Annotated in this window: 25 protein-coding genes, 3 pseudogenes and 1 other annotated feature; of the genes and pseudogenes, 9 read left to right on the forward strand and 19 right to left on the reverse strand. The window is 41.8% G+C overall.

Annotation, left to right across the window (positions count from 1 at the left end; all coding sequences use genetic code 11):
- Positions 1 to 197 precede the first annotated feature (197 nt).
- From AU387_RS22200 to AU387_RS10115, 4 genes and pseudogenes are all read left to right on the forward strand, one after another.
- Positions 198 to 1,962: pseudogene (locus tag AU387_RS22200) on the forward strand (T7SS effector LXG polymorphic toxin).
- A gap of 15 nt (positions 1,963 to 1,977) precedes the next feature.
- Positions 1,978 to 2,439: an SMI1/KNR4 family protein gene (locus AU387_RS10105; RefSeq protein ID WP_059291840.1), complete on the forward strand. Its 462-nt coding sequence runs from the start codon at positions 1,978 to 1,980 to the stop codon at positions 2,437 to 2,439.
- A 191-nt stretch (positions 2,440 to 2,630) separates the two neighbouring features.
- Positions 2,631 to 3,176 carry a hypothetical protein gene (locus AU387_RS10110; RefSeq protein WP_059335596.1) on the forward strand — a complete coding sequence of 182 codons (546 nt, stop codon included), beginning with the start codon at positions 2,631 to 2,633 and terminating at the stop codon, positions 3,174 to 3,176.
- A 49-nt stretch (positions 3,177 to 3,225) separates the two neighbouring features.
- A complete protein-coding gene (locus tag AU387_RS10115; RefSeq protein ID WP_059291838.1) occupies positions 3,226 to 3,414 on the forward strand; it encodes a hypothetical protein in 189 nt (62 codons plus the stop codon).
- An 80-nt stretch (positions 3,415 to 3,494) separates the two neighbouring features.
- Here AU387_RS10115 and AU387_RS10120 read toward each other — a convergent pair whose 3' ends face one another.
- The 7 genes and pseudogenes from AU387_RS10120 to AU387_RS10145 form a co-directional block, all read right to left on the reverse strand.
- Positions 3,495 to 4,229 carry a DUF6060 domain-containing protein gene (locus tag AU387_RS10120; protein WP_059291837.1) on the reverse strand — a complete coding sequence of 245 codons (735 nt, stop codon included), beginning with the start codon at positions 4,227 to 4,229 and terminating at the stop codon, positions 3,495 to 3,497.
- 71 nt (positions 4,230 to 4,300) lie between these two features.
- Positions 4,301 to 4,801 carry a hypothetical protein gene (locus tag AU387_RS10125; protein WP_059291836.1) on the reverse strand — a complete coding sequence of 167 codons (501 nt, stop codon included), beginning with the start codon at positions 4,799 to 4,801 and terminating at the stop codon, positions 4,301 to 4,303.
- Positions 4,802 to 5,006: 205 nt separating this feature from the next.
- A pseudogene (locus tag AU387_RS10130) lies at positions 5,007 to 5,951 on the reverse strand (N-acetylmuramoyl-L-alanine amidase).
- A gap of 55 nt (positions 5,952 to 6,006) precedes the next feature.
- A complete protein-coding gene (locus AU387_RS10135; RefSeq protein WP_059291834.1) occupies positions 6,007 to 6,270 on the reverse strand; it encodes a phage holin in 264 nt (87 codons plus the stop codon).
- 14 nt (positions 6,271 to 6,284) lie between these two features.
- The gene (locus tag AU387_RS10140) at positions 6,285 to 6,497 is read right to left on the reverse strand and encodes a BhlA/UviB family holin-like peptide (protein WP_031600555.1); all 213 of its coding nucleotides are present in this window, start codon (positions 6,495 to 6,497) and stop codon (positions 6,285 to 6,287) included.
- 51 nt (positions 6,498 to 6,548) lie between these two features.
- Entirely contained in the window at positions 6,549 to 6,722 is a 174-nt protein-coding gene (locus AU387_RS21205) for an XkdX family protein (protein ID WP_082687874.1), read from the reverse strand.
- Positions 6,722 to 6,949, reverse strand: a complete 228-nt coding sequence (locus AU387_RS10145) for a hypothetical protein (protein WP_232460774.1) — start codon at positions 6,947 to 6,949, stop codon at positions 6,722 to 6,724. Before AU387_RS10145 ends, AU387_RS21205 begins: the two co-directional genes overlap by 1 nt.
- A 25-nt stretch (positions 6,950 to 6,974) precedes the next feature.
- Here AU387_RS10145 and AU387_RS10150 point away from each other — a divergent pair, with 25 nt between their 5' ends.
- Positions 6,975 to 7,520 (forward strand): hypothetical protein, encoded by a 546-nt coding sequence (locus tag AU387_RS10150; protein ID WP_139127441.1) that lies wholly within the window; start codon positions 6,975 to 6,977, stop codon positions 7,518 to 7,520.
- 83 nt (positions 7,521 to 7,603) lie between these two features.
- Positions 7,604 to 8,749, forward strand: a pseudogene (locus tag AU387_RS10155) (tyrosine-type recombinase/integrase).
- 106 nt (positions 8,750 to 8,855) lie between these two features.
- On the opposite strand, the gene sr7p reads toward AU387_RS10155, so the two are convergent.
- From sr7p to acsA, 3 genes are all read right to left on the reverse strand, one after another.
- The gene (sr7p, locus tag AU387_RS22205) at positions 8,856 to 8,984 is read right to left on the reverse strand and encodes a small protein SR7P (RefSeq protein ID WP_024122505.1); all 129 of its coding nucleotides are present in this window, start codon (positions 8,982 to 8,984) and stop codon (positions 8,856 to 8,858) included.
- Positions 8,985 to 9,115: 131 nt separating this feature from the next.
- The gene (gene tyrS, locus AU387_RS10160) at positions 9,116 to 10,384 is read right to left on the reverse strand and encodes a tyrosine--tRNA ligase (RefSeq protein ID WP_044153837.1); all 1,269 of its coding nucleotides are present in this window, start codon (positions 10,382 to 10,384) and stop codon (positions 9,116 to 9,118) included.
- Between the two features lie 48 nt (positions 10,385 to 10,432).
- Positions 10,433 to 10,674: a binding site (T-box leader), on the reverse strand.
- Between the two features lie 54 nt (positions 10,675 to 10,728).
- A complete protein-coding gene (acsA, locus tag AU387_RS10165; protein WP_059335598.1) occupies positions 10,729 to 12,450 on the reverse strand; it encodes an acetate--CoA ligase in 1,722 nt (573 codons plus the stop codon).
- A gap of 193 nt (positions 12,451 to 12,643) precedes the next feature.
- Between acsA and acuA the strand changes: the two genes are divergently transcribed.
- Genes acuA through AU387_RS10180 form a run of 3 tightly spaced genes read left to right on the forward strand, consistent with a single transcriptional unit; the run spans position 12,644 to position 15,077 of the window.
- Positions 12,644 to 13,243 carry an acetoin utilization protein acetyltransferase AcuA gene (gene acuA / locus AU387_RS10170; protein ID WP_059335599.1) on the forward strand — a complete coding sequence of 200 codons (600 nt, stop codon included), beginning with the start codon at positions 12,644 to 12,646 and terminating at the stop codon, positions 13,241 to 13,243.
- A gap of 26 nt (positions 13,244 to 13,269) precedes the next feature.
- Entirely contained in the window at positions 13,270 to 13,914 is a 645-nt protein-coding gene (locus tag AU387_RS10175) for an acetoin utilization AcuB family protein (RefSeq protein WP_059335600.1), read from the forward strand.
- Positions 13,911 to 15,077, forward strand: coding sequence for an acetoin utilization protein AcuC (locus AU387_RS10180; RefSeq protein ID WP_059335601.1), 1,167 nt, complete (start codon positions 13,911 to 13,913; stop codon positions 15,075 to 15,077). The genes AU387_RS10175 and AU387_RS10180 overlap by 4 nt, the downstream gene beginning before the upstream one ends.
- Before the next feature lie 11 nt (positions 15,078 to 15,088).
- On the opposite strand, the gene motS is transcribed toward AU387_RS10180, so the two are convergent.
- The 9 genes from motS to AU387_RS10225 all read right to left on the reverse strand — a co-directional run bounded on the left by motS (position 15,089) and on the right by AU387_RS10225 (position 25,172).
- Positions 15,089 to 15,817, reverse strand: a complete 729-nt coding sequence (gene motS / locus AU387_RS10185) for a flagellar motor protein MotS (protein WP_044153832.1) — start codon at positions 15,815 to 15,817, stop codon at positions 15,089 to 15,091.
- Complete coding sequence (gene motP, locus AU387_RS10190; protein WP_044153831.1) at positions 15,807 to 16,625, reverse strand: flagellar motor protein MotP; 819 nt, start codon at positions 16,623 to 16,625, stop codon at positions 15,807 to 15,809. The genes motS and motP overlap by 11 nt, the downstream gene beginning before the upstream one ends.
- A gap of 69 nt (positions 16,626 to 16,694) precedes the next feature.
- A complete protein-coding gene (ccpA, locus tag AU387_RS10195; RefSeq protein ID WP_024122513.1) occupies positions 16,695 to 17,699 on the reverse strand; it encodes a catabolite control protein A in 1,005 nt (334 codons plus the stop codon).
- Positions 17,700 to 17,981: 282 nt separating this feature from the next.
- Positions 17,982 to 19,058: a bifunctional 3-deoxy-7-phosphoheptulonate synthase/chorismate mutase gene (locus AU387_RS10200; RefSeq protein WP_024122514.1), complete on the reverse strand. Its 1,077-nt coding sequence runs from the start codon at positions 19,056 to 19,058 to the stop codon at positions 17,982 to 17,984.
- Between the two features lie 234 nt (positions 19,059 to 19,292).
- A complete protein-coding gene (gene ytxJ / locus AU387_RS10205; protein WP_059335602.1) occupies positions 19,293 to 19,619 on the reverse strand; it encodes a bacillithiol system redox-active protein YtxJ in 327 nt (108 codons plus the stop codon).
- A gap of 24 nt (positions 19,620 to 19,643) precedes the next feature.
- Complete coding sequence (locus AU387_RS10210; RefSeq protein ID WP_044153829.1) at positions 19,644 to 20,099, reverse strand: YtxH domain-containing protein; 456 nt, start codon at positions 20,097 to 20,099, stop codon at positions 19,644 to 19,646.
- A 30-nt stretch (positions 20,100 to 20,129) separates the two neighbouring features.
- Positions 20,130 to 20,549 (reverse strand): DUF948 domain-containing protein, encoded by a 420-nt coding sequence (locus AU387_RS10215; RefSeq protein WP_024122518.1) that lies wholly within the window; start codon positions 20,547 to 20,549, stop codon positions 20,130 to 20,132.
- 162 nt (positions 20,550 to 20,711) lie between these two features.
- Complete coding sequence (gene murC, locus AU387_RS10220) at positions 20,712 to 22,010, reverse strand: UDP-N-acetylmuramate--L-alanine ligase (protein WP_024122519.1); 1,299 nt, start codon at positions 22,008 to 22,010, stop codon at positions 20,712 to 20,714.
- Between the two features lie 246 nt (positions 22,011 to 22,256).
- Positions 22,257 to 25,172 carry a DNA translocase FtsK gene (locus AU387_RS10225; protein WP_059335603.1) on the reverse strand — a complete coding sequence of 972 codons (2,916 nt, stop codon included), beginning with the start codon at positions 25,170 to 25,172 and terminating at the stop codon, positions 22,257 to 22,259.
- Between the last annotated feature and the right edge of the window lie 68 nt (positions 25,173 to 25,240).

Here is a 25,240-nt window from a genome sequence, read left to right on the forward strand (position 1 = left end):
TTTAGGATGCGAAAGAACAGATCACCTAGGTCTTGTATATCGATTATAAGGAAATGTCCTTTTTCGGACAAATGAATTGAGTAAAAATAACTACTTCTATTTGAGGATTTCCGGTATTTGTCCGATCTTAAAGCCGTTAACTCTCCTAAACTATGGTAAAATTTTGAGTATTGAGTGTCAGAAAAAAGGAGAATGGTATGAAGGTATTTGAAGCAAAGTCATTACTTTCTGAAGCGGATAAACGTGCAAAAGAGTACAAGGAACTCAGATCACAAATGGTTAAGCTCAGAAAAGCATTTAAAGACGTAGCAAACCTAGATGACAGCGAGTTTTCAGGTAAGGGCGCAGACAACATTAAAGCATTTTATCATGATCATGTCGGTGTTACAGACCAATGGATCGATCTGATTGACATGAAAATTGCTTTCCTTACAAGTATCTCTGGAGTTGTAGAGGAAGCCAGCTTGTCAGATGCATACGTCGAGGAGTCCTTTTTAGAGCATGAACTTGCAAATGCATATAAAAAATCAAAGGCTATTATGTCCGAGCAGAAGAAAGCAATGAAGGACATTCTGAACGATATTGACGAGATCCTACCACTTGATTTGTTTTCAACTGAAAACTTTAAAGATGAACTTGCAAGTGCAGATAAGAAACGAAAAAAAAACAATTGATAAAATTGGGGAAGTAGATGATGAATTAACAACTGAATATGCACTAACAGAACCAAACGAACAATTCATTCAGCAAGATTTTAAAAAGCTGCAGGAATCAACAGGCAAAGGGAAAAACGCCACACCGATTCACTATAACGCCAAAGCGTACAGAGAAAGTGACATACATAAGAAAAAAGGCGATATTGAAAAACATACTGAAGCTTATTTGACAATTAAGAAGAAGGAAGAAAAAGAACAAGAAATCGAAAAGCTGAAAGAAAGACTGAAAAATTACGACTATGCTGATGCAGATGAATTCTATTCAATGGCTAAAACTATTGGTTACGATAACCTAACAGAGGATCAGCAAAGATATTTCACACAGATTGAAAACACACGTGAGTTGATGGCCGGAGCCAAAGGTACTGTTACAGCTCTTTATGATATGACAGCTGAAACATTAGACTATATGGCACATAATCATCCTGTCGACATGTTTATTAATTCTGCAGTTGCAGTTTATCACTATGATTCCACGTTTAATTCAATTAAAGATGCAATAATAACCTCCTATGTTAGAGATGTAAAGAACGGAGACACAGAATCAAAGGCTCACTGGTTTACATATGCAGCAGTAAACATCTTTGGTTTAAAAGGTGCTGGTTCAGTTGCTAAAATTGGAGTGAAAACAGCCGGAAAAGCAGCAGTTAAAAAAGCGTCTAAAAAACTGGATGAAACTCCTGATCCACTAACAGCAATCAAACCGTTTGTCATGCAAGAAGATGTTGTTGTAGCAGGCGGCATGCCTTATAATGTCATCAATGATGTGAGCGCAAAAGACAGGCTGCTTCAGCTTGCTAAAAAATTAGATGAAACAAGAAAGCCATTTACAGGTCAGAAAGTAAATGTCCCTTGGTTAAATAAAGAAAAGTATGGTGCTTATGAGGTTAAGGGCAAGGTAAAAGTAAAAGGAAATATCAAAGATGTAAGCCGAAGAGTTTATACAATGAAAGATATCGATATTAATCAAAAAGATCGTAAAGGTCGAACAAACCTTGAATTAATGAAAGACGGTAAGGCACCTCTAGCCAAAGACGGTACAAAAATCAATTTGCACCATTTAATTCAGGAAGAACCTGGAAATATTGTTGAAATTCCAAACAGTTTACACACAAAATATAGTGAGGTCATACATAAACTTAAAACTGATGGAGAGAGTTTTAGAAATGATCCAGAATTGAAAGTTCAATATGAATATTTTAGAGCGAGATATTGGAAATGGAGAGCCACTCAATATACAGAGTAAGAGAGGTTGGTAAAAATGGAACTATACACGCAAGTGGAACAGTTTTTAGATGAAAATGCAAAAGATAAAGATTTCACAGGAGGAATTGGAGAGGACAAAATCTCTAAAATAGAACAAGATCTTAAAGTGAAACTTCCAGAGAGCTATAAATGGTTTCTGAGGAACTATGGTTCTGGTGGAGTTTATGGAATTGATATTCTTGGCTATGATTTTGGAGGCCCATCAGTTGTTGAATATACCAACGAGTATCAAGAACACTATAAGTTAACCAAAGGACTTGTTGTAATAGAGGATGTTGATTACTTTGCATATTGTCTAGATACCAATAAGATGAATAATGAAGAATGTCCTGTATTTACGTGGGATAGAGTAATTGGTTACCAAGAAGTTGTTGCGGATAATTTTATTGAATTTTTCTTCGATAAGCTTCAACGAATGAAAGACAACTGGGAAGAAGATGAAGAATGGGACAATTAAGTCAAAAGAATTGCAATTTAGAGCCCCTCATTATATGAGAGGCTTTTTTATTACTTCAATTTCGCTTCAAGTTTCGCTTTTGTTTTCGGTTCCAAAATGTTATCCTGACTAATCCTCTGTTTAGGATAGAAAATTACACTCATTTCGTTTTAAAATGAAAATGTTAGATCTTTAAACAACTGGAGGTTTTTATGATTTTATTTATGGGATTTCTCTCGATATTATCTGCAATTGGTATCGTAACTGGGGTAATTTTTTTATTCTTCAAAAAAACAAGAAAAAAAGGAATATGGATATTGCCAATAAGCTTATTACTATCCATCTGTGGATTTACTTATATGGCTCAATCAGATAATTCGCCAACTGAGAAAAAATCCGTTACCTCGAGCACCTCTCAGCAAGATGGACTGGGCGATATTTCAACTGAGGAAAAGCAGCAACAGATTAGAAAAGAAGCTGAAGATGCTGATTTCAAAAAAATCAATGTTGAGGACCCTCCAGATAAAATAGTTCGTATCAAAGGAGAAGTTTCTGCAATCGAAAATGCCGAAGCTGGAGGAAAATTTATTATTTCATCTAAAGAGAAAAATGGGTATGGTATTTATAATGTTTTTGCGCTATTCCCTACAAAGTTAAAGGAGAACCAAACCATTATTCTTTATGGATCAGTTCAGAAGGAAAAAGCTGAAAATGGAGGACCACTAATAACTGGTCTATTTTATGACAAAACCAACTAATACTTACAATTGTTTTTTCGATGTACCTAGCTCTAGGAGTTGATATTGTGTGACTGATTTTGAGCACAAGTTATATCAAATCTTTGTTAATATGCGTCTATACGGAAAGAATCCAACTCTTCCCGAACTGAAAAGAAAGACTGGGAAAAGCGAACAGGAAATACGGGATGCCACAAAAAGCCTAATCCGCAAAGGAACTCTTTCATGGGATGAAGAAAAGAAAATATGGATTATTTAAAAAGCCCAACTCATATGAGAAGGGCTTTTTTGAGCGAGGGTATTACTTTTACCCTTCCTCTATTAAACTGATCTATCATACTATTTTTTAGTAAAAACAAAAGAATAGTATCCATCAGCTTCTCCAGTTCTCAGCTTAATTGCTGATCTTCCGTAGGCTGATTTGCTACTGATTTTACCATGCATTGTAGAATACTGCGTTAAGGTACCTGTAGACTTTCTTTTGTATGGTTTAAAAGCTATATATCCTGATTGACCTTTTTTTATTGTAAAGGAATATGTACTAGAACTAGATTTTGCTGACGTAAAATTAAAACTAGCACCATAGTTTATAGCTTTAATTTCTGATGAAGCATTAACACTGTAAGACTTAGATACAGTAGCTTGCCATTGTTTATCTACTCTACACGATGATGAAGTACACTTAATTGATGCTGAAACTTTAATAGGATTTCCATAATATTTAGTGGCTGATTTTTCTTTATAACGCCAAGTTCTAATATCAACGTCAGCATAGGCATTAAATCCTGGCTCGTCATTATTTTCCTCAGAAACAACAAACTCATTCTCTAAATCTTCGTTTTCTGTCGTTTTAGTCGCTTTTTCATATTCATCTTTTGAAACAGGTACAAGACCATTTTCTGTCGCTTTGAATGGTGCAATTACTGCATTTTGTTCCTCATCATAAAATTTTTCAACATTTGAATCAGATAGATTGATAGTATTTTGCTCGGCTGCAAATCCTTTCGTAGGATTTCCAAAAATCATCAAACATACCACGCAAACAGTAATCAAAAACGCAACTTTCTTTTTCATATACACCCTCCTCATTTTTATGATACATTAAAATATTACCAAAGGAGGAGAGTTTTGTAAATGAGATGTGATTAATTTATACTAGGAATTAACAAATAATATATTCCTGATTTCTTATCCACATGAGGAGTTACATTATTATCTGTCTGGGTTTCAATTTTTAGATTTTTTGTTTTGTTAAATCCAGCATATAATTTATACTTTTTACCTGAATACGACTTTACATCACCTGAAATATCAGTCTTATTATTCTTACTATCAAGTACTATATCATTCCCGTTCTTTACCCATGTCACTTTTTTATCTTTCCATGCCAATGTTCCTGTACCTATACCCATTTGTTTATTTTTTTCAAATGTATATATCACAACTTTTTCATTATCAATTTCCTTTGTTTCATCTATAAAGTCAGTAATATAAGGTGATTCTTGTTTAGCATACTGTAAAGCTTCCTGTTCACTATTAAATTTTTTCGCTGAATCAGGAGTTTCATTATTCTTAATAAAATAAAAGCCAACTATGAAAATAATAGAGATGGCCAATAAACAAATGATGATCTTTTTCCCTTTCATAACAATAGTCCTCCAATTTAGAAAATATGTTAGTTATTAGTATAACAATGTTAGAGTAATAAAATAAAGATCTTATTAATTTAGTTTCGAAATAGTCAGTCATTAGCTCTCGTTAATTAAGTTACTCATTAAAGCATTAATTAAAAGGCCCTCTCATAGAGAGGGTCTTTTTTCACTTCAATAAAGATTCAAGTTTTGCTTTCGTTTATTTTACTGTTGCGCCTGTGTGCTTCGCAGCATAGATGTTTACCTTTCCGAACTGATCCGTCTTGATCGTGTAAACGTCCGTTTGTGGATTACCGAGAACCCCGAACTTCAGGCCGCCGAATTTCTTAGGACGCAATAAGCCGCATTCGTTCCCTTTGACCGGCGCCTTGTTTGTCGGATAGATGCGCCATGAATCAGCTGAAGCCGGAAGGTAAACGTATTTCTTACCGCTGGATGACGTCTTAGAAGAGCCGGATGATCCCGTCAGCTTTAGCACTTGGCCGACTTTGATTTCATTCGGATTCTTAATATTATTCCATTTCTGAAGGTTTGCCACACTTACCCCATGCTCTTTTGCAATCGCAGAAAGAGTATCGCCTTTTTTGACTGTGTAAGTGCTCCCGGAAGTTTTTGACATCGATGATGACGGTTTAGAAGTTGTTTTCCCGCCTAGCGTTTTCAATTCTGCATCAATGGCAGTCTTAACCTCGTCCCATTTTCCCTCTGACAAAATACGGTGCGGACAATATTTGCCGTTCCAGTCTTGATGCTTGCGCACACGATCAATACCCTAGCCGCGCTCTATGAGCAGCTGCGCCACAAATTTGATTGCTAGTTTTTCTGCCGCCTTGTATCTAGGGCCTCCTGACTTGCTGTAACAGATTTCAACGCCTATAGACTTACGGTTTCCGGTGCCGTTTGTGCCGTCTCCTGTGTGCCATGCGTTACGATTTAACGGCAGCCCTTGAATAACCTCTTTGTCATCGACTGCAAAGTGAAAGCTTGTCGAGCTTGTATTCCCGATCATATAGCTGATTTCATTGGCAGCTGACGCGTCATTCGCTGTATTGTGGATGGTGATGTATTCTGCTGTCATAGCGTTTGGGCATTTCAAAGCGTATTTTGCTTCTGATACAAGATTCTTTTTCACTGAGATTGTCATGAGTGTTCTCTCCTTTATTTTTAATATAAAAAAGCCACTGGGTTATCCAGCAGCTTCATTTTGTTAGATTATTTTGTTTGAGAACTGCTTTTTGCTGGTGACCTCTTGTAGTCACATAGTTATTTTTGAACCATGCTGCAGCTGTAGTCCCGATAGTAAAGATTAGAGAACCAGCAGTGTAAAGAGCATCCGCAAGCTGATTAACCTGATCTTCTGAAATATCCAACGGTGACTTACCAAGCATCAGCATTGTTTGGTTAATAAGTGCAATCAAAAGAAGCACCGTCCGAATGAATGTGCCTTTGTCATAGTTTTTCATATCATTTATGCCTCCTATTGTACTTTGCTTTCAATTTTGTCTAGCTTTTCAATTACAACATCATACTTTTCACTGAACTTCCCCAAGACTTCATTTTGGGAATCAATTTGATTATAGAGTTTTGCTTCCCTTTCTTTACTCGTTTTCATGACATAGAATAGGAGCCAGCAAAACAACACAGCAAAGGGCCCCTGAGTGATTAAATATTGTGTAATATCCATTTCCATAAAGCCCTCACCTCCCTCATGGCAAAATAAAAACACCTCAATGGGTGTTGGTTAACTTCCTAAATCTATGACAACCGGCTCTGTGGCTGGATAGGTCAGGCCGGTGATTTCTTTATTTTGTTCTTCTGTGATTCTATTCAAGACAACAAAACGGGCGACGTCAGCATTTGTGTAATACTGTCTTCCCCATCCATAAATGGTTTGGATATTTTTGAACCAATCCATCACGCTTCCCCTCCTTCAGCCAGCATTAATAATAAGTCCGCTATCATTTCCGCTTGAGAATCTATCAAGTTCTGGGCTTCAGCCAGCTGCACCATGATTTGAGCGTTTTGAAACTTTAATTCATCTAAAGGTGACGGAACTCTTCCTTTTTCAACTTGTTTTAAAATCTCATCTTTTTCTGCTTGAGTTGCTACTTCTGACCATTTTTGCTCTTCGGGGTGAAACACAGGGTTCGGTTATGAGATGGTGGAATTGGCTGACAACTATAATAGTGAAATTGATTACAATAGAAATGAATTTTTCTTCTTTGAAAATAAGGATGCCGAATATTCTCCAGAAAGATTAAAAATAGGGGATTTACTTTATTGTGAGGGTGTTGCTCCAGACGAAGATCCAGGAACTTTGGATACTTATTTAATCTATAATCATCAAGAAGATCGTTACTATGTACGAAGATTTCTCGATTCGAATCTATTCATGGATATAATTAGAAGTGTAGACGATGAAAAAACAAATAAAAAATTACAAAGTATACTTAAACAAAAAAATATAGATGAATTACTTATTTTGATTCCTGATCAATTGGGGAGCCAAAATTTGCTCATTTGTACAAAAGAAGAAATTTCAATACTTGGAAAAGTAGTGTATGTAATTTTTTCGCCAATGGTTGATGCTTTTGGTAGACACGGACTTGATTTTAAAAAAATGGCGAGCAAGAAATTTGAAGATGATTCAAGAAAGATCCAAAACCAGATAAATCATTTAAGACAAACAAACCCAAAATTTCTTAAAGATTAATTCTCCTTTTAATTGAAAGGAGGTGATACTAAATTTAAAAAGCCCCCTTTATTGCGTCTGTCCACGTTAGAAAGGGATGCTATATGAAATTATATAAGTCAAAAAAAGATAACGAATTATTTTATTACTTTAATGCAAAGTAAGAAAAACGTTGGTGTTATAGACACCGGTATTATGACAAAAATAATAAACGTAAGGAAAAGTCGCGGCAAGGTTTTAAAACGGAAAATGAAGCATACAGAGCTTTATTAGAAGTTAAGACAGGGATCATATCAGGTGAAACAAAAAAAGTTGAAAACTCGAATTTAACTGTAGCTGAATGGCTTGATACTTGGTTTGATTCCTATAAAAACCAATGGAAAATCACAACGCAGCTACAAAGACAGAATGCAATTAAATATCAAATGAAACCCTTGTTAGGCAGATACAAACTTGCTGATTTAGATAAGAGCACTTACAAAAGAGTTTACATTAATGAGCTGTTAAAAAGATATAAGCCCAGCACGGTCCTGTTATTCCATCGGCTCTTTAAAGTAGCAATAAATGCAGCAGTAGATGATGAGATATTAACGCGAAATCGTTTTAATAAAATAACAATCGAAAGTGATGAGGTTAGTGATAACTTTTACACAGCCGCGGAATTGAAACAGTTTCTATCTGCTGCAAAGCAATATGAAAATATAACTAATTATACACTCATTTTCTTGCTGTCATATACCGGCATGAGAAAAGGTGAAGCATTAGGCTTAAAGTGGGAGGATTTAGATTTTGATAATAAGACTCTCACCGTTAACAGGACCAGAGATAATAAAGGGGTTCGTTCCCCAAAAACTAAACGTAGCTACCGCACTATTTTAATTGCTGAGGAACTGATTGAACAGCTAAAATTATACCGCAAATGGTGTAAAGAGATAAAGTTCACTTACGGGTTATATTTATCAGATGAGGATTTTATTTTCATCTCTTTTCAAAGCGGGCTACCTGTAACTGATAACACAATCATGTATTCTATGCGACGTCTCTCAAAGAAAACTGGTTTAAAAAAGATAACTCCGCATGGATTAAGACATTCTCACGCGACAATATTAATTAGTAAACGAACGCCTGTAAAAGTCATAGCGGATCGGCTTGGAAATACTCCGCAAATGATTTTAGATATATACGGACATTCTTTCAAAGACTTGGAAGAACAATCTGTACTGGCTTTCGACCAGGCACTCAATTTTTAAAGATTGGGGGAGGTTTTTAAAAAGAGCCCTCTAAAACCTATTAATACTAGGGTTTATAACGTTATTGAGTTCTACTCTCGTTAATCGTTTAAAAAACCCCCTGCCGCTATGCGGTCGGGGGTTTTTTTTCGTCTGATTCTTCTACCGTTTCCTGCTGGACAACACTTTCTCTGGTCTGCTGCTCCCAATAATCCCGCTGTAATCTTTCTTTGGCGATCGTACACATGAGATTCACGGTGAGCTCTCCCTCCTATTGAAAAGGTGGTGAATGGTCGTGTTTGCCCTATCTAATATACTCTTTCCCTCAAATTCCTATGCGCTAAACCAAAAACATCCTTTGCCAATTAAGCAAAGGATGTTTTTTTCTTATTTATATGTGACAAGGAAGTATTTTTTCTTCCCGCGGCGAAGAACAGTAAATTGATCTTCAATGCGGTCTTCAGCAGATAAGATATAGTCAATTTCTGTCTGGCGTTCACCGTTAATGTAAACAGCTCCGTTTTTAATATCTTCACGGGCTTGGCGTTTAGACGGTGACAGTTTCGATTCAACCAGCACATCTACGAGTGACAGTTCTTCAGCGCTGTCTTTTTCTAGAGAAGGCACATCTTTAAAACCGATTTTTACGTCTTGGGCAGAAAGCTCTTTAATATTGCCGCTGAACAATGCTTGGGAAATATTGATCGCTTGCTCCAGTGCCTCGCGTCCGTGCACGAGCGCTGTCACTTCTTCTGCCAGGCGTTTTTGCGCTTCACGCTTTTCAGGTGCTGTTTCAGTTTTTTCAGCATATTCTTCGATTTCTTCCTTTGAAAGGAACGTGAAGTATTTTAAATATTTCACTACATCACGGTCGTCTGTATTGATCCAGAATTGATAGAACTCATATGGAGACGTTTTTTCTTTATCAAGCCAAATTGCGCCCCCTTCGGTTTTTCCGAATTTTGTGCCGTCCGCTTTCGTTACAAGCGGAATGGTAAGACCGAATGCTTTTGATCCTTCTTCTTCAGATTTTCTGATCAGTTCAAGGCCAGCTGTAATGTTGCCCCATTGATCGCTTCCGCCGATTTGCAGCTTACAGTTTTTCTCTCTGTACAGGTTTAAGAAATCATAGGATTGAAGAATCATGTAGCTGAATTCCGTGTAAGAAATGCCGGATTCGATTCTGGAGCTGACTGTATCTTTTGCCAGCATGTAATTGATGCCGAAGTTTTTGCCGACGTCACGAAGGAAGTCGATCACATTCAGGTTTCCGATCCAGTCGTAGTTGTTTGCCATAACAGCCGGGTTTTCCGCTGATTCAAAATCAAGAAATCTTGAAAGCTGATTTTTGATTTTTTGCGACCATTCGACAACGATATCAGCCGTGTTTAACGTACGCTCAGCTTTTTTTCCGCTCGGATCGCCGATTAAACCCGTCGCGCCGCCCACAAGCGCAATCGGATGGTGCCCCGCAAGCTGAAAACGGCGGAGTGTTAAAATGGGCAGCAGGTGCCCGATATGCAAGCTGTCTGCTGTCGGATCAAAGCCTGAGTACAGGCGGATTTTTTCTTCGTTCAGCTGTTTATTCAGTCCTTCTTCATCCGTCATTTGCTGAATCAATCCGCGGAAGGATAAATCTTCAAGTAAGTTTGTCATGAGATAAAGCTCCTTTTTTAATAAAATAAAAACGCCCCTTCGTGTAAACGAAGGGACGATTGATTATCGCGGTACCACCCTACTAATAAGAGCATACATGCAGCTTTTCGCTCTTATCACTTTGCCTGATAACGGATCAGGTCCGTTCTTTCACTACTGAAAGCCTGAGCGGCTTTGTTTGCAAAAGCGGTTCATGAGTGTATTCGATATATCCGTCTGTGCTGATTTTCACCGGCCATCAGCTCTCTGGAACGTAAGGATATTCTACTTGTCTCAATCTTTACCTTTTCATATGAAGCTATATCATTTTTAACATAAATAAAATCCCGTGTCAACGGCGCCTTTTAATCCTCCATCGTTGACAGGTCTCCGGCCGGAAGATTCAGCTCCCACGCCTTAAGCACACGTCTCATAATTTTACCGCTCCGTGTTTTTGGCAGCTTATCCTTAAATTCAATTTCACGCGGAGCCGCATGAGCTGCAAGGCCTTGTTTGACAAATTGGCGGATTTCTTCTTTCAGTTTATCAGACGGCTCAAACCCTTCTCTGAGAGCGATAAAGGCTTTGATGATTTCGCCGCGCACGGGATCAGGTTTTCCAATGACCCCCGCCTCCGCAATTGCCGGATGTTCGACAAGCTTGCTTTCCACTTCAAATGGCCCGACACGCTCACCGGAGGTCATGATGACATCGTCCACTCTGCCTTGGAACCAAAAATACCCTTCATCATCCATGTAGGCAGAATCACCCGACACATACCATCCGCCAGGCATAAAATAAGATTCGTATTTTTCAGGGTTGTTCCAAATCGTGTGCATCATAGAAGGCCAGCCCTTTTTAATGGCGAGGTTCCCCATTCGATACGGCGGAAGCTCGTTCCCCTGATTGTCAACGATTGCTGCTTCTACACCGGGAATCGGTTTTCCCATCGAGCCTGGTTTAATATCCATGCAAAGATAGTTGCAGATCAGCTGGCCGCCCGTCTCTGTCATCCACCATGTATCATGAATCCGTTTATGAAAAACTTTATGCCCCCATCTGATCACTTCCGGATTTAAAGGTTCACCGACACTCAGCACATGGCGGAGTGAAGTCAGATCATATTTGGCAGCCATCTCATCTCCGGCTCCCATCAGCATTCGAAAGGCAGTCGGCGCGCTGTACCAGACGTTTACGCCAAGCTGCTCAATCGTTCCATACCAGCTTTCCGGGCTGAATCGTCCGCCGACAATAACATTTGTCGCTCCGTTCAGCCACGGCGCAAAAATCCCGTACACCGTTCCAGTCACCCAGCCTGGGTCGGCCGTGCACCAGTAAATGTCCTCTTCCTTTAAATCAAGGACCCACTTTCCTGTCTGATACTGCTGAACCATCGCCTCATGGACATGAAGCACACCCTTTGGCGTACCCGTAGATCCTGATGTATAGTGAAGCAAATAGCCGTCTTTTTTGTCCATCCATTCAATGTCCAGTCTTGTGCTCTCATGCTTTGCCACTTCATCATAATGAATGATGCTTGTTCCGCTCTGTTCAGCCTGGCCGCCGACTATGAATATATGCTGTAAATCAGGCAGCTTGTCAACCGGAATCCTTTCCAAAAGCTCAGGCGTCGTGACAACAACCTTTGCCTCGCTGTTTTGAAGCCGGTCCTTAACAGCCCCCTCCATAAACGCTTCAAATAACGGCCCGGCGATTGCGCCGATTTTGATAGCGCCTAGCATAATAAAATAAAGCTCGGGTGATCTCGGCATAAAAATAAAAACGCGGTCCCCTTTTTCCACATTTCCATACCGTCTCAGCACATTCCCGGCTCTGTTTGTTTCTTCTTTCATTTCTTTAAATGTGTATTTTTCATCCCGTTTTGCGTCCTTATAATAAAGTGCTACTTTGTTTTTCCGAAAAGATTCGGCGTGGCGGTCTATCGTTTCATAAGCCGCGTTCAATTTCCCTGTCTTATGCCAAGAGAAATGTTTCTCCGCTTCGGACCAATCAAATTGCCGATACGTTTCATCGTAGTTTTCTAGGTTATGATCCCCCTCTATCGCTGGCAACGCTTTCAAATTCATGTCCAAACATCCCCCTTTGCTGAAGTTGTCACATTTATTATAGTATATATTCATATTCTTCTCAATTTTTAAAATATAAACCATGTTGAAAACGCTTTATAATTTGTTATTCTTAAAGGAGGCATGTATTTTTTATAGAAATTGATGGGACGGTGAATCAGCGGAACATCATAAAACATATCACTCTGCAAACATCAAAACAGCAACCGGCTCCTTACTGATAGAAGGGCCTGTCTCTCCAGAAGACTTGGCAGGTTATGAGTTTCATAAGGATTTGACCGCATTTCGGCCGCCCCGGGAACAGCATGAAGCATTAGTCGATATTGCCGGCCTTCCTGAGGGACGCATTATCATTGCCAGAGACGGCCAGGCCATTGTCGGCTATGTGACGTATCTATACCCTGACCCGCTCGAAAGATGGTCAGAAGGAAATATGGAGGATTTGCTTGAGCTCGGAGCCATTGAGGTGGCGCCGGAATACCGGGGATGTTCTGTCGGAAAAACACTTCTGACCGTCAGCATGATGGACGAACAAATGGAGAACTACATTGTGATGACGACAGAATATTACTGGCATTGGGATTTAAAAGGGATGAAAAAGGATGTGTGGGAGTACAGAAAGATCATGGAAAAAATGATGAACGCAGGCGGATTGGTCTGGTTTGCTACCGATGAGCCAGAGATCAGCTCCCATCCTGCGAACTGCCTGATGGCGCGCATCGGAAAAAACGTCAGCCAGGAATCACTTGAACGATTTGACAGGCTCCGTTTTTATCATCGTTATATGTATTAACTGACACTGACAAAGGGGAAAAGATAATGATTGTTGAGCAAATCATGAAAAAGGATGTCATCACATTAACGAAAACGGATACGCTTGAAACGGCAATACACAAGCTGAAGGAATTTCATATCAGGCATTTGCCTGTTATTAATGAAGACCGTCATGTGATTGGAATGATTACAGACAGAGATATGAAACAGGCCAGCCCCAGCATTTTTGAAGAAAGCAAACGCAGCCGTTTTCTCACACGAAGCGTTGAATCCATTATGAAAAAAGACGTCGTGTGCGCCCATCCGCTTGATTTTGTTGAAGAAATATCAGCCGTTTTCTATGAGCATGGCATCGGCTGCCTTCCAGTCGTGCAGCATCAAAAGTTAATCGGCATTCTGACAAAAACCGATTTGCTGCGGACTTTTGTGAAGCTGACAGGCGCTGACCAGCCCGGATCGCAGGTTGAGATAAAAGTAAATGACATCACAAAAAGCCTCGCCGATGTCAGCAGCCTCTGCCAAAGACTTCAGGTCAAAATACTGAGCGTTCTTGTCTATCCCCATGACGATTCCGGCGCAAAGGTGCTTGTATTCCGTGTCAAGACGATGAATCCGCTGCCGTTTTTGCAGGAATTGCAAAAAAACGGGCATCTCATCGTATGGCCGTCAGAGCACAGGGATCAGCTATGAGGGACAGTGTGTTTATTTATTCTCCCTCTTATCAGACTTATATGTTTCATCAGGAGCACCCCTTTAATCAGCAGCGTGTTCTGCTGACATATGATTTGCTCAAATCGATGGATGCCTTTGACGAGGGGGATATCGTCAGTCCGCGGCTTGCTGCGGAAGATGAGCTGGCTCTTGTGCATACGGACGATTATATTCAGGCAGTACAGCTTGCCGGCGCCGGAAAACTTCCACCCGAAGAAGGGGAAAGCTACGGGCTCGGCACTGAAGATACACCCGTCTTTGCAGGCATGCATGAAGCGGCCTCGCTATTAGTCGGCGGAACCTTAACAGCTGCGGATTATGTCATGTCTGGACAAGCACTGCATGCTGCCAACCTTGGGGGAGGCCTGCACCACGGGTTTCGAGGAAGGGCTTCTGGATTTTGCATATACAACGACAGCGCTGTAGCGATTCAATATATTCAGAAAAAATATCAAGCCAAGGTGCTGTATATTGATACGGATGCCCATCACGGAGACGGTGTGCAATTTGCGTTTTATGATAATCCCAACGTATGCACCCTGTCCATTCATGAAACGGGACGGTATTTATTCCCCGGAACCGGTCAGATTCAGGAAAAAGGCAGCGGAAAAGGCTACGGATATTCCTTTAATATCCCGCTTGATGCTTTTACGGAGGATGATTCATTTATTGAGGCTTACCAGACAGCAGCTTCAGAAATCGCCGCTTATTTTCAGCCGGATGTGATTATCAGTCAAAATGGAGCTGATGCCCATTACTACGATCCGCTGACGCATTTGTCGGCAACGATTGCCATTTACGAACAGATTCCGCGGCTTGCTCACGCTTTAGCGCATCAATATTGCGGCGGAAGATGGATCGCCGTCGGAGGAGGCGGATATGATATTTGGCGTGTGGTGCCCCGTGCCTGGGCCCGAGTATGGCTTGAAATGAAAGGGATCGATCCGGGACATGACATTCCATCTGAATGGATCGCAAAATGGCAAAAGCAATGCCCAGTCACCCTTCCGTCCAGCTGGAGCGATCCCGCCGATTTATATCCGCCGATTCCACGCAAGCCAGAAATTACAGAAAAAAATGCCCAAACCGTCAGCAAAGCGTTATATGCGATACGTTCAGAGCGTCAGGAAAAAACAAAATAAAAAAACGACCTTCACGAAGAGGTCGTTTTTGATTTTTTGATAACGATTTCTACACGTCTGTTTTCCTTCATGTGTTCATTTGTTTTGTTATCCTTTACAGGCTTTGTATCCGCATAGCCAACAGCGATAAACCGTTTCGACGGGAGTTTCTCTTTTGCTGTGAAATATTGAATGACTCCGCTTGCCCGTGCTGCGGATAGCTCCCAGTTGGACGGATACCTGTACGTTGAAATATTTCGGCTGTCTGTATGGCCCTCCACCTGAATATCATTTGGAATAGTCTGAAGAAGCACTGCAATTTGGTGAAGAAGCGTTTCGGCATTTTCCAACACTTTAGCCTCGCCTGAATCAAACAGCACCGCTTCCTGAAGAACGAGCACGACACCGCGTTCATCCCGCTTTGCTGTCATTTTCGCATTCAGCTGGTGCTCTTGAATGTATGTATTCACTTTTTGCAGCAGTTGATCCTGCTGATTCTCTTGCTTCTTTGCATCAGCTGACGGCGTGTCTTTTTGATCGATGGCTGTTTGGTCTGGCTGAAGCCCGCTGCCTTCCTTTTGGATTGAGTCCACCGCTGCTTTAAATTTCTGCAGATCGATCTGCGACATCGAAAAAAGTAAAATAAAGAACACAAGGATCAGCGTCACCAGATCTGTAAAGGTGACCATCCAGCCCGAGGATGATTGATTGTTTTTCCCGTTTCCATTCCTTCGTTCAAAGCGGTCTCTTCTAAGCTTCATGTACAGATCCCTTTTTTGTCTTTACTTGACTATGCTGCTTCCGCCATTCTTCCCGAGAACTGAAAACGACGAGCTGGCTTTCCAGATTGCGCGGATTTTTCCCGGATTGTATCCCGATGATACCTTCCACCATCACCTGTTTGATGAAAATTTCACTTTCTGTTTTTTCTTCGAGCTTAGCCGCAATCGGGTTAAATACCATGTTTGCCAGCAATGATCCGTATAAGGTCGTCAAAAGTGCAACAGCCATATTCGGACCGAGCATATCAGGGTCATTTAAGTTTTTGAGCATCAGCACCAGCCCGACCAGTGTCCCGATCATGCCCCACGCCGGAGCAAATTCCCCCGCCTTCTCCAAAACACGCCGGCCTTTGCGGTGACGTTCCTCCATTGCTGCAATTTCTGAATCCATGACAAGCCGAATCGTTTCTTCATCCCAGCCGTCAACCGCCAGAAGCAGCCCCTTTTTCAAGAATGGATCTCTGATTTCTCTGGCCTGGTCATCCAGTGATAAAAGCCCATGTTTTCGCGCATGATCGGAAAGGGATACGAAGGTTTTCACAAGATCTTTTACATTGTCTTCTTGGCGGATAAATGCCTGTTTTAACACAGTGGGCGTTTTTTTCAGCTCTCTCGGCGGAAAACTGATAAAAACAGCGGCGCAAAGCCCTCCTGTTACGATAAAGAAAGAAGTCAGATCTAGAAAAGAGCGGAAACCGCTTATTCCCGATCCGGAAATAATTCCAATCACAATAATAATCGTTCCTAACACAAAACCAACAGGTGTAAGATAATCAAAACGTTTCATCATTTCTCCTCACTCATACGAAAAAAGCAAGAATCCACCTTAGAGGTGAAGCTTGCTTTCTTGTTTTTCTTATGACTTGGTTGACTGTCTTAACTCTATGCGATGCGGCAATTCGACAATATGCTCTTCCACCGGCTCTTTATTCATGAGCTTTGTCAGCAGTCTCATGGCAACCGCGCCAATATCATACGTCGGCTGAACTACTGTTGAAAGCTGCGGCCGAACCATCAAGCTTAATCTCGTATTATCAAAGCCGATAATGTCGAGATCCTCAGGAATGGACAGGCCTTGATCCTGTGCGGCATGAATAATGCCGAGCGCCATTTCATCAGTTGCGGAAAGAATCGCTGTCGGTTTTTTGTCCAGGCTCATGAGATGCTGAAGCGCTTCAAGTCCGGAATCATACGTGTAATCACCTTCAGCGACAAATTGTTCATTAAACGGAAGATTCGCCTCTTCAAGCGCCCGTTTGTAGCCTTGCAGTTTCTTTGAGCGGTTGATCGGTTCTGTCATCGGGCCGGAAACAAATGCGATATCAGTGTGCCCCTTATCAACCAAAAGCTTCACCGCGTCATAAATCGCCTGCTCGTAATCAATTGCGACTGATGGTGTTTCACCTTGCTCTTCAACAGAAGCGGCAAGCACGATCGGCACTGGCGAACGCTTAAATTCCGCTACATGCTCGTCCGTAATGTTTCCGCCCATAAATACGATGCCGTCGACCTGTTTGCCGAGCATTGTGTTTAATAAGTGCAGCTCTTTCTCCAAGTTTTGGTCAGAGTTGCTCAAAATGATGTTATATTTATACATTGTCGCGATATCTTCAATTCCGCGCGCAAGCTCTGAATAGAAAATGCTTGAGATATCAGGAATGATGACACCTACAGTTGTTGTTTTTTTGCTTGCAAGCCCTCTTGCCACCGCGTTTGGACGGTAGCCGAGACGGTCAATGGCTTCCAAGACTTTCTTTCTCGTTGTCGGTTTTACATTCGGGTTTCCATTCACGACACGGGAAACGGTTGCCATGCTTACATTAGCTTCTCTCGCTACGTCGTAGATCGTAATATTGCTCATCCTAAAACCACTCCTTTTACTGGATACACTTATCCTTATCTATAGCATAAACACTTTATGTAGAGAAATGTCATAATGTCCGAATTTATGTCGTTTATGATTTGTAAGCGTAAGTCAGTAGTCTACATTATTTTTCATTATTCATCAAATTTAAATACTTCTCATGAAATTATACACGTTTTTATAGATGATGAAAACGTATACTTGAGTTTTATAATTAAATAAACGAGAAAGCGCAAAAAAAAGGCCGCATATGCGGCCTTTTGTATTGATCTCATTCCATTAGGCGTTGACTTTCACCATTGGTTTCAGTTCATTCAGCCATTTTTCGAATTCAGGGATCGCCATTTGCTGAGCAGAGTCAGAAAGTGCGACTGATGGATCAGGATGAACCTCTGCCATTACGCCGTCAGCACCGATCGCTAAAGCGGCTTTAGCTGTCGGAAGAAGGAGGTCGCGGCGGCCTGTTGAATGCGTCACATCAACAAAGACCGGCAAATGCGTTTCCTGTTTCAGAATTGGCACAGCTGAAATATCGAGCGTGTTTCTCGTTGCTGTTTCGTATGTTCTGATACCGCGCTCACAAAGGATAATTTGATCATTGCCTTGTGCCATAATGTATTCAGCTGCATTGATGAATTCCGAGATCGTTGCAGCAAGTCCGCGTTTCAGAAGGACAGGCTTTTTCACGGAACCTGCAGCTTTCAGCAATTCAAAGTTCTGCATATTACGCGCACCGATCTGAATTACATCAATGTAGTCAAGCGCTTCTTCAATATGAGCCGGCGTTACGATTTCGCTGATAACAGCCAGATCAAATTCGTCCGCTACACGTTTTAAGATTTGGAGTCCTTCTACACCGAGGCCTTGGAAATCGTATGGGCTCGTACGAGGCTTAAAGGCTCCTCCGCGGAGAATTTTAATCCCTTGTTTTTTAGCAGCCGCAGCCACTTCCGCCACCTGCTCATAGCTCTCAACCGCACATGGTCCGACGATAAATCTTTGCTGGCCGTCTCCGACTTTTTCACCTTTGATATCAACGATTGTATCTTCAGGTTTTTTCTTACGGGAAACAAGCAGCGCTTTGCTGTGATCTTCCTCCTGAAGCTCTAAACCTGCTTTAAAGATTTCTTTAAAAATGTGCTGGATAGTAGAATTTTCGAAAGGTCCGTCATTGTTTTCAATGATTTTATTTAACATTGTGCGTTCTCTGACAGGATCAAAGCGATTGACACCTTGCGCTTCTTTCGCTTTACCGATCTCTTTCACAACATTTCCGCGCTGGTTGATTAATTTTAAAATTTGCAAGTTTAATTCGTCTGCCTGCTGCCTTAGAAGCTCTAATTCTGTGTTGCTCATTTTTTTCATCCTTTCCCTGCACATTCATTTTTTATTTTGTAGTTAACATGCATCTTACTATAAGTAAAACCAAATGGAAATACTGAAATACAAAATTTTTAAAAAAGTCTACTTTATTACCCAAACGCTTTTAAGTGATAAAGTAATGTATGATGCTATCGTACATGATGTGAAGAAAATGATCAATAGTTTTTTTCAAAAAAAAAGCGCCAGATCATATCTGGACGCTTTTTTCTAGGACAGATGCTGCTCAATCGCCGCTTCTGTAATTTGTGAATGTGAGGTATGCCACTTTACTTCACCGTTTTGGATCACGAAAACTTGAGGGCTTTCGTGCTTGACTCCGTATGTTTCTACGATGAAATTTGACAGGGGCCGTGCCTCTTGTACTTGCAGATAGTAAGCCGGCACTTCTTCATGATGATTTGCAAAGGCATTAAATTCTTGAAATGCGGCTTGACTGATCGGGCATGTTAAGCTGTGCTTAAAAAACAAGAATGTGCCTTCCTTTTCTGCAATACGCTTAAACTCTTCCTCAGATTGAATTAGCTGTTTTGCCATTAGTCAAGTCTGCTCCTTCCGGGCTCAGCGGTTGATGTGCTCGGCCTGTTTTTGTGCATCTTTCAGCTCGTCTTTTACGTCTTCTTTCGTTTGGAGGACTTGATCTTTTGCTTCGTCAGCCGCCTGCATTGCTTCGTTTTTCATATCTTGCATAGCAGATGATGACTCGGTATTTGCAGATTTTGAACGGTCTCTTAAATCTTTGACCTTGTTCATGATCTGTCCTGACTGATCGGCGACAAGCTGTGTGATGTTAGATGTTTTGTCTTTTGCAATGCTGACATATTGTGTGCCTTTTTCTTTTGCGTCTGCCGTCATTTTATCTGTTTTATCCCGCAGAGCAACAGCTTGATTTCCGAGATCGTCGCGTAGTTCTTTCCCAGATTTAGGTGCTAGGAAAAGCGCAGTGGTGGCTCCGATGATTCCTCCGATTAAAGTACCGATTAAAAAATCTTTACTATTAATTCCATCTTTGCTCATCATTATTCCTCCTCAAAGTGTTTTTCTCTCTTAAAGAGCTGATTTCTTTCGCTTCCACTTCTCCCAAATTTCCATTGCTGCTTGGCTCCAGGTGACAACCTGATTGATTTTATCTTGGTTTTCTCTCACTGATGCCGATACAGACCCTGCCGCCTGCTTCATTGATGTATTGAACTGCTGCACAGAGGTTCCCACCCCTTGAACAGCATGAACGACCGTGTTCAGCTTTTCTGATTTTTCCTGAATATCTTCAGCCAAGCGGTTGGTCTTATGTAAAAGCTCGGCAGTTTCAGTGGTAATGCCTTTCATTTGTCCCTCCAGCCCTTCGAGCGTGGATGCAACATGTTTTAATGTCAGCTGCAGTGACTTTAGTGTTTTAGACAAATAGATCACTAAAACGAGAAATGCTACTGCGATTAGTGCAACGCTTAAATAAAGAATGATAATCATCTTAAACCTCCTTGCTGCAGGATATACTGCTGTTTACCCGATTTGTAAAATCATAAACATATCTGTTGGGCTGTATACATATTATTCTCCATTACATTTGAAAAATCCTTTAAGAGGATGTCTCTTCAGATAAATAAAAAGCAGTGAAATCACTGCTTTTTATTATGCCATGACGTTTTCGTAGGCTCTCATATATTTTTGGATATCTCCTGCTCCCATAAAGATGAGAACGGCTTTATCATGAGCTTTTAAAACAGATGTATCATCTTCTGCAATCAGCTTGGCATTATTAATTTTTCCCTGCAGGTCGCCGATCGTCAGCTTTCCTGCGTTTTCCCGGGCTGACCCGAAGATGTCGCATAAATACACACAGTCTGCCCCGCTCAGGCTTTCAGCAAATTCATCAAGGAATTGCTGTGTCCGCGTAAATGTATGTGGCTGGAATACCGCAACGATTTCACGATCAGGATATTTCTGTCTTGCCGCCTCAATCGTCACTTTTATTTCTGTCGGATGATGAGCGTAATCATCAATTAACACTTGGTTTCCGAGCTGTTTCTCATTGAATCTGCGTTTGACGCCTCCGAATGATTTGAGGCCATGTTTAATAACGCTGGCGTCAATTTCTTCATAATGGCACAACGCGATGACCGCCAATGAGTTCAATACATTATGATGGCCGTACGCAGGAATATAAAATGTGTCATAGAATGTATTGCGGACAAAGACATCGAAAGTTGTCCCTTCTGTGCTTTTTACGATGTTTCTCGCTTGAAAATCATTTTCTTCTCCTGTGCCGTAATAAACGACAGGCACATTTGCATGGATTTTCGGCAGATACTCATCATCACCGCAGGCAATAATGCCTTTGTTAACTTGAAGAGCCATTTCCTGAAAAGCGTCAAACACATCGTCAATATTTGAGAAGTAATCAGGATGATCAAAATCAATATTCGTCATAATCGCGTAGTCAGGCTGATAGCTTAAGAAATGGCGGCGGTATTCGCACGCTTCAAATACGAAGTATTCGCTGTTTTCATTTCCTTGGCCTGTTCCGTCCCCGATTAAGAAAGACGTCGGTTTTGCGTTTTGGATGACGTGAGCCAGCAGCCCCGTAGTCGACGTTTTACCGTGCGCACCAGTAACCGCGACACTGGTGAATTTTTTCATGTAGTCACCTAAAAACTTATGATAACGAATCACCGGAATTCCGTCAGACATCGCTTTTTCAATCTCAGGGTGCGTGTCTGGGAATGCGTTTCCGGCGATAACTGTCATGCCGGGTTTGATGTTATCCGCGCTAAAAGGAAGAACAGTGATGTTTCTTTTTTCAAGCGCCGTTTGTGTAAAAATGAATTTTTCGATATCCGATCCTTGGACAGTATATCCATTATCATGAAGTATTTGGGCAAGCGGACTCATACCCGTCCCTTTTATTCCAACAAAATGATAAACAGTCATAATTGTACCTCCAACAAACGTCTATCTGTTCCCCAGTATATGACGTTCATTTCAATTTGCGACCGCGGCGGCTGAAAAGCCGCCTGACGGCGTATCCTTATATTTTTTGTTATGTTCAGTATCCGGTTATTTCTTTCCGATTAAACCTGAATATCACGATTTCTATGCCCATTTGCTGTAAAGCGGCATAGCTGTTAAATGCTCTATCCATTATCATACCATGTTTGCTGTGAAAATGAACCTATATTATTCGTTTATTAAATCACTTGCAGTGATCAGCACCTCTCGAGGCTTGCTTCCTTTCGCCTCAGAGATCATACCTTCCGCTTCCATCATATCAATCAGCCTTGCAGCCCGATTATATCCGATTCTGAATCTTCTTTGCAGGCTTGACGTGCTTGCACTGTTCTGCTCAACAACAAATTCGCACGCCTCATAAAACAGCTCATCCTCTTCCTTTAAGGCAGAGCCTTGTCTGACCAATTCTTCCTGTTCGAATAAATAAGCTGGCGGCAGCTGGTTTCTGACATGGGAAACGACACGGTCAATTTCCCGGTCCGATACAAAGTTGCCTTGAAGACGGACCGGTTTTCCAGAACCGTTCTCTAAAAAGAGCATATCTCCTTTGCCGAGAAGTTTTTCCGCACCAGCCATGTCAATGATTGTTCGGGAATCAACCTGGCTGGAGACAGAAAACGCAATTCTCGTCGGGATATTCGCTTTAATCAGACCGGTAATGACATCGACTGACGGACGCTGAGTCGCGACTAGCAAATGGATTCCGCAGGCTCTTGCTTTTTGAGCAATCCGGGCAATGCTTTCTTCTACATCATTTGGAGCTACCATCATCAAGTCGGCAAGCTCGTCAATGACCACAACTAAATACGGCAATTTTTCGCCCGTTTGGTGATCTGAGGTTAATTGATTAAAACGGTCAATATCGCGAACACCGGAATGGGCAAACAGTTCATAGCGGCGCTCCATTTCCTCAACGACCCATTTTAAAGCAGCTGTGGCCGCTTTGGCGTCGGTAATGACAGGGCTGACGAGATGAGGAATTTTGTTGTAAGGCGCAAGCTCTACCATTTTCGGATCAATCAGCAGCACCTTCACTTCACTCGGATCAGCTTTATAAAGCAGACTCACTAAAATCGTATTGATGCACACGCTTTTTCCCGATCCTGTAGCTCCGGCAATAAGACCGTGCGGCATTTTCTTCAGATCAATGACAACAGGATTCCCCGAAATATCCAATCCAAGTGCTGCCGTAAGCGGTGACGTGCTCGTCCTGAAAGCAGAGCTGCGAATCATTTGGCGCAAATCAACCACCTTGCTCATGCGGTTCGGCACTTCAATTCCGATCGTGTTTTTCCCCGGAATCGGCGCTTCTATTCGAATATCTCTGGCGGACAGGCTGAGTTTAATGTCATCAGACAGGTTGGTGATTTTATTCACCTTTACACCCGGTTCAGGGTGTACTTCAAATCTTGTGACTGACGGCCCTTGCGTTACATGAACCACATTGGCCCGAACGTTAAAGTTTTTCAAAGTTAAATCAAGCAGCTGACACTGGTTTTCTATCCACGCAGAATCGTCCTGAACTTGTGCTGGCGGCACATCAAGCAGTGCGACATTTGGGAACACATAGCTTCCGCGGCGCTCCCCTGCTTTTTGCTGTTTATGCGCATCGCTTTTCAGCATCATAACATTAAAAGGAACAGACGGTCCCTTCTGAAGTGCTGGACTTCGTTCAGGATTGTTACGCGACTTCTCGGTTCTGTTCTGCTGTTCTGCTGGGGCCGTGCGTCTTTCACCCGCAGGAACTTCTTCCTCCCGGCTTTCATCCACCGCAGAATAGGATTGAGAATCCTCTTCTGTGCTATGTTCCGGTTCTGGATAGTCATTTATCTGGGCCGCGGTTGCTTCAGGCTGGCTGTTTTCCTCTATCACTTGAGCTGATGCAGCTTCCGGAATGATTTCTTCGTGAGCAGCTGTATGGCTGCCTGACAGTTCCTCTGCTTCTTGCCCGGCATCTGCCACAGTCTCTTCCTCGTATCGTTCATTATGCAAGAAAGGCTTTTCATGCTCATGGAATTCCATTTTTTCTGCTGGGGCTGACATGGTGTCAGCAGTTTCTGGAACAGCTTTTTCACGAACGTTTCCTTCGTTGGCTGACGGCTCTTCTGCCTCAGTTTCAGCACCTGTCACAGCCTCTTCCCCATATCGCTCATCGGGTAAGAAATGCTCTTCCTTTTCAGGCTCATGGTTTTCCGTTTGTTCTGCTTGAGTTGAGGCGGTCTCAGCAGTTTCTGGAACAGCTTCTTCGCGGGCATATTCTTCGTTACCTGACAGCTTTTCTGCTTCCATTCCGGCACCTGTCACAGTCTCTTCCCAAGATTTTTCTTCGCGCAAGAAGGATTCTTCCTGCTGCATATTCATTTGTTCTGTTTCTTCTGACCGCATCTCAGCAGCTTTTGGAGCCATTTCGTCTCCAGCGTTTACTTTTTTGTCTGACAGCTCCTCTGCGGAGTGCTTTGCCATTGTTTCATTCGTACTATTTAGGACGCCAGAAGGCTGTTCTTCAAATCGGTCATATGAAAAGAGAGGCTCCTTCTTCTGTTGCTGCGGCGGCCGGTCCGGCATCGGATAGCTGCGTTCGCGTTCGATTTCTTCTGAAAGCAGCGTTACCTTCTCTTCTGCAGGTTCAGGCTTTTTTTGCACACCTTTTTTTTCCGCAGATTGTTTCGGCACGTCCTTTTTCACAGATGGTTTTTGATTAAATCCATATACAGGCGAAGGTATATTTGTCGGTTTAAAAGGTTTCTTGGCCGGCTCTGATTTTTCATATGTATGATGCTCTTTTTCATTATTTGTGCGGTCTCTGTGCTGAGCAGCGCTCGCACGAGGCTCCGCTTGCGGTTCCTCCGATGGCGGTCGGCGCCTTCTCAAATCATTTTTTTGGTATCCGTCAGGCACAACCGGAAAACGGAACTTGCCTTTAGGATATTCGTAATATATTTTAGGATCTTCCATTCGTTTTAATTGTCCTTCGGAGTGATGCGATTCTGGCTGTTTCGGAATTTGAGCAGGTTTTGTCTCCCGTTCAGCGTCCTCTTCACTCTCTCCTAAAAACAAATCAAAAAATTTATGAAGCCAACTCATAATTCATCTCTAACTCCCTTATAGTTTTCTGGGACGATTTTTAGTATACCACTGCTTGTCGGCCCAGA

The organism is Bacillus halotolerans (genome assembly GCF_001517105.1).
GTDB lineage: Bacteria > Bacillota > Bacilli > Bacillales > Bacillaceae > Bacillus > Bacillus halotolerans.